6 protein-coding genes and 1 pseudogene are annotated in these 7,702 nt (G+C 70.6%); 4 read left to right on the forward strand and 3 right to left on the reverse strand.

Annotated features, from left to right (window positions below; all coding sequences use genetic code 11):
* Positions 1-197: 197 nt before the first annotated feature.
* The 3 genes from HEQ75_RS27230 to HEQ75_RS27240 form a co-directional block, all read right to left on the reverse strand.
* On the reverse strand, positions 198-971 hold the full coding sequence (locus HEQ75_RS27230; RefSeq protein WP_168035277.1) for an exodeoxyribonuclease III: 774 nt from the start codon (positions 969-971) through the stop codon (positions 198-200).
* A gap of 219 nt (positions 972-1,190) precedes the next feature.
* Entirely contained in the window at positions 1,191-3,071 is a 1,881-nt protein-coding gene (locus HEQ75_RS27235; RefSeq protein WP_168035272.1) for an ATP-binding protein, read from the reverse strand.
* Positions 3,072-3,279: 208 nt separating this feature from the next.
* A complete protein-coding gene (locus HEQ75_RS27240; protein ID WP_168035273.1) occupies positions 3,280-3,621 on the reverse strand; it encodes a HesB/IscA family protein in 342 nt (113 codons plus the stop codon).
* A 110-nt stretch (positions 3,622-3,731) separates the two neighbouring features.
* Between HEQ75_RS27240 and HEQ75_RS27245 the strand changes: the two genes are divergently transcribed.
* The 4 genes and pseudogenes from HEQ75_RS27245 to HEQ75_RS28965 form a co-directional block, all read left to right on the forward strand.
* Positions 3,732-4,901 carry a deoxyguanosinetriphosphate triphosphohydrolase gene (locus HEQ75_RS27245; RefSeq protein WP_168035274.1) on the forward strand — a complete coding sequence of 390 codons (1,170 nt, stop codon included), beginning with the start codon at positions 3,732-3,734 and terminating at the stop codon, positions 4,899-4,901.
* 93 nt (positions 4,902-4,994) lie between these two features.
* The gene (locus tag HEQ75_RS27250; RefSeq protein ID WP_168035275.1) at positions 4,995-5,405 is read left to right on the forward strand and encodes a hypothetical protein; all 411 of its coding nucleotides are present in this window, start codon (positions 4,995-4,997) and stop codon (positions 5,403-5,405) included.
* A 64-nt stretch (positions 5,406-5,469) separates the two neighbouring features.
* Positions 5,470-7,242, forward strand: a complete 1,773-nt coding sequence (argS, locus tag HEQ75_RS27255) for an arginine--tRNA ligase (RefSeq protein WP_168035276.1) — start codon at positions 5,470-5,472, stop codon at positions 7,240-7,242.
* Positions 7,239-7,702: pseudogene (locus tag HEQ75_RS28965) on the forward strand (hypothetical protein); the annotation flags it as partial. The gene argS and the pseudogene HEQ75_RS28965, both read left to right, overlap by 4 nt.

The raw sequence follows: 7,702 nt of genomic DNA on the forward strand, positions 1-7,702 counted from the left end.
CGCCTACAACTGCCGCAGGCTTCACCGCCTGCGGCTCGCCTGACCTCAATCGCCGCCTCGCCTGCAAAACGCGTGTGACAAATCCGACAGGCTGCTAGCGCATTTCCAAGCCCTGCGGCTTCGCAAGGCGACTCGGAATAGGCGTCGAAACAAGGAGCTGGAGCCGTTTCACCGTCTCCGCTGGCGGTGAAACGGCACTACCCGGCCAGGTCGACCACCAGCGGCGTGTGGTCGGAGGGCTGCTCCTCGGCCCGCGGGTCTACATCGACCTGGACGGCCGTCAGACGCTCCGCCAGCTCCGCGCTCAGTAGCGCGTGATCGATGCGCAGCCCGGCATTGCGCTCGAAGGCGGAGCCGTAGTCCCAATAGGTGTAGAGGCGCGCCGGCGCCGGGTGCAGGGCGCGCAGCGCGTCGGTCAGGCCCAGATGTTCCAGCGCGCGCCATTCCGCGCGCGTCTCCGGCCGTACCAGCGCATCGGTGGGGGGCAGGGCGCCGGGCGCCAGATCCTGCTCCGTGGGGCAGACGTTGAAGTCGCCCAGGATGGCGAAGGGCGTGAAGGCATCCAGCCGCCGCGCCGCCTGGTGGCGCAGCCGCTCCATCCAGGCGAGCTTGTAGAGGAAGCCCTCATCGCCGCCGGAATTGCCGTTGGGCAGGTAGATGCCGGCCACCTGCATCCCGGCCGCCGCCACCTCGATGTAGCGCGCCTGGCTGTCCGCCGAGTCGCCAGGCAGCGCCTCGTCCACCACCTCGAAGGGAATCCGCCCGAGAACCGCCACGCCGTTGCGCCCGCCCGGCTGGCCCACGGCATGGCAGCGATAGCCGGAAGCGGCGAGTTCGGCGGCCGGGAATTCCTCCGTCCGGCACTTCAGTTCCTGCAGGAACAGCAGGTCGGGCTCCTGCCGCGCCAGGAAGCGCCGGATATGCGGCGCCCGCTTGCGGACGGAGTTCACGTTAAAGCTGGCGAGGCGGATCATGGCACGAAGACTGCCCGCAGGCGCCCCGCATGGCTAGAGCCGTTGCACCGCAAGCGAAGACGGCGAAACGGCTCCAGCTTGTTGTTTCGACGCATTTTCCGAGTCGCCTTGCGAAGCCGCAAGGCTTGAAAATGCCTTAGAGCAGGATCTGCTGGCGCCGACCGCCGTTCCTGGAAAAATTGTTCTGAATCAGTTGGAAAGCGCCCTGCGCTGGCTTCAGCCGGATGCGGTGTCGCTGGCGACCGGGAACCAGAGGCTGACACGGGTGCCCTGGCCCGGCGCACTGTCGATCTCCAGGCCACCGCCCAGCCCCTCGGCGAATTGCCGCGCCATGGAAAGGCCAAGCCCGGTGCCGCGCCCGGCCTCCTTGGTGGTGAAGAACGGCTCGCCGGCCTGGCCCAGAACCTCCGGTGTCATCCCGATGCCGGAATCGGTGACGCTGACGCGCAGCCGCCTGCTGCCATCATCCCTGCGCTCCAGCTCCGCCTTCAGCCGCACGGCACCGCCATCGGGCATTGCGTCGCGGGCGTTGACGATCAGGTTGACCAGCACCGTCTCGAATTCATTGCGGTCCGCGCTGAGCGGCGGCAGGCCCGGCTCGGCCGTGCAGGTCAGGTGGATGCCGGAGCCGAGCAGGTCGCCGAGCAGGTCGCCCAGCCGATCGAAGAGGCTGGAAAGCGCGAAGCCTTCCTGCGGGACATGCGCGCCGCCTGGCCGCTGCCGGCTGAACTCCAGCATGCGTCCGGCAATCCGCGCCCCCCGCGACGCCGTCTCCTGCAGCATGACGCACAGGCTGCGCACCTTCTCCGGCTGCTCCGCCCGGCGGTCGATCAGGCGTGACGCGGCCATGACGCTCTGGATCAGGTTGTTCATGTCGTGCGCGACACCGGCCGCAACCTGCCCGAGGGCGGTGATGCGGGCGGTCCGGTGCAGCCGGATCTCCGCATCCAGCCGCCGTTCCGCTTCCGCCCGGGCGCGCGCCAGGGCGGCATATTCGCGCTGCATGCCGATCTGCGCCAGCCGGATCAGCGCCAGCAGGAGCACCACCACAACGCCCGCCGCCACGGTGAAACCGGCGGCGCGGCGGGCCCAGACATGGCGCATCTGCTCCACCTGCAGCCCGTAGATCACGGCGATGCCGTAGCGTGGCAGCCAGCGCGTGGCCACCAGGCGCTCGGCCCCCATGGCAGGAAGGCCCAGCGCGGAGAGGAACGGACGCGCGAGAATGGGAAGGCCGGCCCCGGGCGTGATGGCGCCGGCAGTGCCGGCACCGATATAGGCCAGCGCCGCCCGCCCGGTCTGCGCCGCGGTGGCGATCACGGCGCGCCTCTCCGCAACGGCGCCGGCGTCCACGGCCGGCGCCTCCGGCAGCGATGGGTGGCGCACCAGGACGCGGCCGTCATGGCGGATGAGCTGGACCTCGTCGGTCGGCGAAATGACGATGGAGGCATAGAAGCTGGCGAAGGCGTCGACATCCAGCGTCGCCCAGATCACGCCGCCATCGGGCGACCCTTCCCGGTCCCGGCGGGCATGGCTGATCGGAAAGATGCGGCGGCCTCGGATCCGGCCGATGATGGCGGCCCCCACCACCGGCTCCACCTCATCCACCCGTGCTCCCTGATGCGCCTGGAAATAGTCGCGGCCGGAGAGGTCGACCGGCTGCGCGGGGAAGGGGCTGCTGGAGATGTGCAGCAGCATCCCGTCCGGGGAAACGATGCCGAGGGCGCTGGTGCCCGGCGCACTGTCGCGTAGCCTGGCCAGGAAGTCGGCCAGGTCAGCGCTCGCCGCGATCGTGTCCCAGTCCCAGCCCAGGATGAAGCGATTGACGGCCGTGATGTAGGCTTCCTGGCTCTCCAGGGCGCGCAGCGTGTTCTCGTGGAGCAGGTCGACCGTCCGGATCAGCCGGCTCTCGATATCCTCCTTCAGCGCAAACCAACTGCTCCAGGCGGCACCACCGGCCGCCAGCAGCGGCAGCACCACCACGGCGACGCAGAGCGGCCAGAAGCTTCCCGGCGCGGTAAGGCCGGGCGGCTTCGGGGCCGCCGGCAGCGCATCGCTCGCCCGCAGGGCGAAAGGCGCGGTGGCTGCGTCCGACAAAGGCCGGGCGGACGGAAGCGGCGGGGCGGACGCATGACCGAGATCGACGGGGGGCTGCATCGGCCTACCTACCGCTGTCGATCATCCTTAACCGGGGGAACCAAGCGGCGTCCAGCGGGGGGCAGCGCGGACAACGTTCCTGTGAACGGAGCCTTTGAACCGGGCCGGCAGGCCGCGCCTGGCGGGCGCTCCGCCCGCCACCCTGTGGCTACCCGACGGAGAAGCTGGTGCCGCAGCCGCAGGCGCTGACCGCCTGCGGGTTCTTCACCGCGAAATGAGCGCCGATCAGCGCCTCCGTCCAGTCCAGCTCGGCGCCGGCCAGCAGTTCCAGGCTCACGGGGTCGACGAAGACGCGGCCGGGGCCTTCCGCCACCACCAGATCATCCGCCGCCGGCGCGTCTTCCAGGTCGAAGCGGTACTGGAAGCCGGAACAGCCGCCGGCATCCACCGCCAGCCGCAGCCCGGCCTGGGGCTTGCCCTGGCGGGCGGCGATCTCCGCCACCTGGGCGGCGGCGCGGGGGGTGACGCGAAAGGGGGTGGCGGTGTCCATGGGCGCGGGTACTCCTTCCCAAGAAGATAGGGCGGATGCGCCCGGCTTTCCATCATGCGGTTCCCCAGCCGGGATTCCCAAGGCCGCCTGCCGGTGCTAGGGCCCAGGCGATGGATCAGCAACGGCTTCCGGACGGGCTGGCCCCCTGGGCGGTTCGCGCCGCCCAGTCCCGCGGCCGGCTGCATGCCGAGCCGGGCGGCGGCGCGCGCTCTCCCTTCCAGCGGGACCGCGACCGCATCATCCACGCCACCGCCTTCCGGCGCCTGCAATACAAGACGCAGGTCTTCGTCTACCACGAGGGCGACCATTTCCGGACGCGGCTGACCCACAGCCTGGAGGTTGCGCAGATCGCCCGCTCCATCGCCCGCGAACTGGCGCTGGACGAGGATCTGGCAGAGGCGCTGGCGCTGGCGCACGACCTCGGCCATCCGCCCTTCGGCCATGGGGGGGAGGAGGCGCTGGACGTGATGATGCGGCCCTATGGCGGCTTCGACCACAACGCCCAGTCGCTGAAGGCCGTCACCCGGCTGGAAGCGCGCTATGCCGGCTTCGACGGGCTGAACCTGACCTGGGAGACGCTGGAGGGCCTGGCCAAACACAACGGCCCGCTGCGCCGCCCGGCCCCCTACATCGCCGAATATGACAACCTGCACCCGCTCGACCTGCACACCCATGCCAGCGCCGAGGCGCAGGTGGCGGCGCTGGCGGACGACATCGCCTACAACAACCACGACCTGGATGACGGCATCCGCGCCGGCCTGTTCACGCTGGAGGAGGCCGTGGCCCTGCCCCTGGTGCGGGAGGCGCATGCCGAGGCGCTGCGCGCCAACCCCGGCCTGCCGCGCGACCGGGCGACGGGGGAGGTGGTGCGGCGGGTGATCAACGCCATGGTGAACGACACGGTGGCAGAAAGCCGCCGGCGCATCGCGGCGCTTGCGCCCGACAGCGCCGCGGCGATCCGGGCGCATGACCGGCCGGTGGTCGCCTTTTCCGACGGCATGATGGAGGCGAACAACGAATTGCGCGCCTTCCTGTTCCAGCGCATGTACCGGCACTGGCGGGTCAACCGCACCACGCAGAAATGCAAGCGGGCGCTGCAGTTGCTGTTCACCCTGTTGCATGGCGAGCCGAGGCAGCTGCCGCCCTGGTGGCAGGCCCGCGCCGGGGAGCCGGGCAGCCCGGCCGCGGCCCATTCCGTCTGCGACTACCTGGCCGGTATGACCGATCGATTCGCGCTGGAGGAGCATCGGCGTCTGACCGATCCTTCCATCCCGGGCTGAATTCGCCCCTGGCTTTGGCCGGGCCGGCCGGGAGAGCCTTGGCCCGGACCGGCCGGGACATGATATGAAGGGCGGCGAAGGAGCTTTCCGGCCATGGCTGAGGTGATCGATCTGGAAGAGCTGCGCCGAATCGGCTTCACGCTGCGCCGGATGCAGGCGGACATGTCGCCGCTCTATTCCCGCTTCGACGGGGTGGAACGCCGGCTGGCCGTGCTCGAGGAGCGTCAGGCGGAGCTCGAAGCCTCGACCCGGTTGGTCGGCGACGCGGTGGCGGAGGTCGACCGCAAGCTGGATGCCGTGGCGGCGCTGGTGCGCGACGATGTGGCGCGGCTGGAAGCCCGCATGGAGGCGCGATTCGCCGAAGCCGACGCCCGCTTCGGCCGGATCGAGGCACGGCTGGATGCGATGGAGGCGCGCTTCGATGCGATGGAGGCGCGCTTCGACGCGATGGAGGCGCGCTTTGTCCAGGTGCTGGCCGCCATCGCCGGGCTGAAGGCCTCCTGAAACCCTGACCGAGGCCCGTGTGCCCGGCCCCATGGTGGGGCCGGGCCGCCGGCGGAATACCCCGATGATCCAAGCCGATATCTTCGCCGCCATCCGGGCCGAGGTGGTGGCCGCCCTGCGCGACCTGCTGCCGGACCTGCCCCCCGACGCCTTCGCCCGCGTGCTGGTGGAGCCGCCAAAGGACGCCGCGCATGGCGACATGGCGACCAATGCCGCCATGGTTGTCGCCAAGCCGGCGAAGATGCCGCCGCCGAAGCTGGCGGCCGCGCTGTGCGAGAAGCTGCGCGGACTGCCCATGGTGGTGGAGGCGACGCCCGCTGGTCCCGGCTTCGTGAACCTGCGCCTGGAGGAGGGCTTCATCCGCGCCGTGGTCCCGGCCGTGCTGCAGGCCGGCCCGTCCTATGGCGATGGCCCGGCGCGGGCGGGCGGGCCGGTGAATGTGGAATATGTCTCGGCCAACCCCACCGGGCCGATGCATGTCGGCCATTGCCGCGGCGCCGTGGTGGGCGACGCGCTGGCGTTGCTGCTGCGCAAGGCGGGCTATGACGTCACCCGCGAATACTATGTGAACGATGCCGGCGCGCAGGTGCTGGCTTTGGCCTATGCCACCTACTGGCGCTACCTCCAGGCCCTCGGCACCAGCATGACGGAGGATGACTACGCCCAGTCCGTGCCTGGCGGGCTGCAGTACAAGGGCGAGTACCTGGTGCCCGTCGGCATTGCCCTGCGCCAGATCTTCAAGGAGACGCTGGCCGAGCCGGGCGCCATGCCGGCGGCCGCCACGCATTGGCTGGACACGGTGCGGGATTTCACCGTGGAAGCCATGATGTCCGCGATCCGCGAGGATCTGGCGGCGCTGGGCGTGCAGCACGACGTCTTCATCAGCGAGCGCGCGATCGTGGGCGAGGGCTGGCTGGAGAAGGCGGAGGCGACGCTCTCGGCCAAGGACCTGATCTACACCGGGGTGCTGGAGCCGCCGAAGGGCAAGACGCCCGATGACTGGGAACCCCGCCCGCAGGTGCTGTTCCGCGCCACCCGGTTCGGCGACGACGTGGACCGCCCGCTGCGGAAATCCGATGGCTCCGGCACCTACTTTGCCAACGATGTGGCGAACCACCTGGCCAAGATCGAGCGCGGCTTTCCGCAGCTGGTGCAGGTCTGGGGCGCCGACCATGGCGGCTATGTGAAGCGCATGCAGGCCGCGGTCGCCGCGCTGTCCGACCGCCAGGTCAGCCTGGATGTGGTGCTGACCCAGATCGTGCATGTGATGAAGGATGGCGAGCCGGTCCGCATGTCCAAGCGCGCCGGCACCTACGTCACGCTGCGCGACCTGATCGACGAGGTGGGCAAGGACGCCGTCCGCTTCACCATGCTGACGCGCAAGGCCGATGCGCAGATGGAGTTCGACCTGAACAAGGTCATCGAGCAGACGCGGGAGAACCCGGTCTTCTACGTGCAATACGCCCATGCCCGCTGCCGCTCCGTCCTGCGCTCCGCCGGCGACCCGACCCAGGCGGGGCTGGCGCAGGTCAGCCTCGAGTCGCTGACGGATCCGGCCGAACTGGCGCTGATCCGCCGCATGGCCGCCTGGCCGCGCACCGTGGAAGCCGCTGCTGCGGCGCGGGAGCCTCACCGAATCGCGTTCTTTCTCCAAGACTTGGCCAGCGACTTTCATGTATTGTGGAACAGGGGGCGTGACGATGCGACGTTGCGCTTCATCCGGGCGGAGGAGCCGGAAGCCACGCAGGCGCGTCTCGCGCTGGTCGCGGCCACCTCGGTGGTCCTTCGCTCTGGCCTCGCGGTGATGGGGGTCGAACCCGTCGAGGAGATGCGATGAGCGACATGATGGTTCCGTCCTACCGGGTGCCACGCGAAGCCCAGGGCCTGCCCTGGCGCATGGTGGCGGTGGCCGGTGGGATGCTGGCGGTGGTGGCGGCGGGCGCGGGTGGCTGGTGGGCCTTCCAGCGCGTGGGCGGCGGCGGCGGCATCCCGCTGGTGGAGGCCGATCCGCGCCCCTTCAAGGTGCGCCCGGACGATCCGGGCGGGCTACGCGTGCCGAACCAGAACGCGCTGGTGCTGGAACGCCCCGGCAACCGCCAATCCCCGGCCCAGGCGGGCCGCCCGGCCGAGCTGGTGCCGGAGGCAGAGGCGCCCGACATCGCCCTGCTGCGCGCCGCCGTGGCGCCGCCGCCGGTGGTGGCGCCGGTGCCGGTGCCGGCAGCGCGGGTGCCGGTGGCCGAGCCCGAGGCGGCCGCCTCCGCCTTGAGCGAGGCCGCGGACCCGCAGCTGGCGGCCCC

The organism is Falsiroseomonas selenitidurans (genome assembly GCF_012103215.1).
GTDB classification, from domain to species: Bacteria; Pseudomonadota; Alphaproteobacteria; order Acetobacterales; family Acetobacteraceae; genus Falsiroseomonas; species Falsiroseomonas selenitidurans.

What these genes read in the sequence shown, in the direction of transcription:
- HEQ75_RS27240 (WP_168035273.1), bottom strand. Translation starts at nt 3,621, where the DNA reads ATGGACACCGCCACCCCCTTTCGCGTCACCCCCCGCGCCGCCGCCCAG.
- HEQ75_RS27245 (WP_168035274.1), top strand. Translation starts at nt 3,732, where the DNA reads ATGGATCAGCAACGGCTTCCGGACGGGCTGGCCCCCTGGGCGGTTCGC.
- HEQ75_RS27250 (WP_168035275.1), top strand. Translation starts at nt 4,995, where the DNA reads ATGGCTGAGGTGATCGATCTGGAAGAGCTGCGCCGAATCGGCTTCACG.
- argS (WP_168035276.1), top strand. Translation starts at nt 5,470, where the DNA reads ATGATCCAAGCCGATATCTTCGCCGCCATCCGGGCCGAGGTGGTGGCC.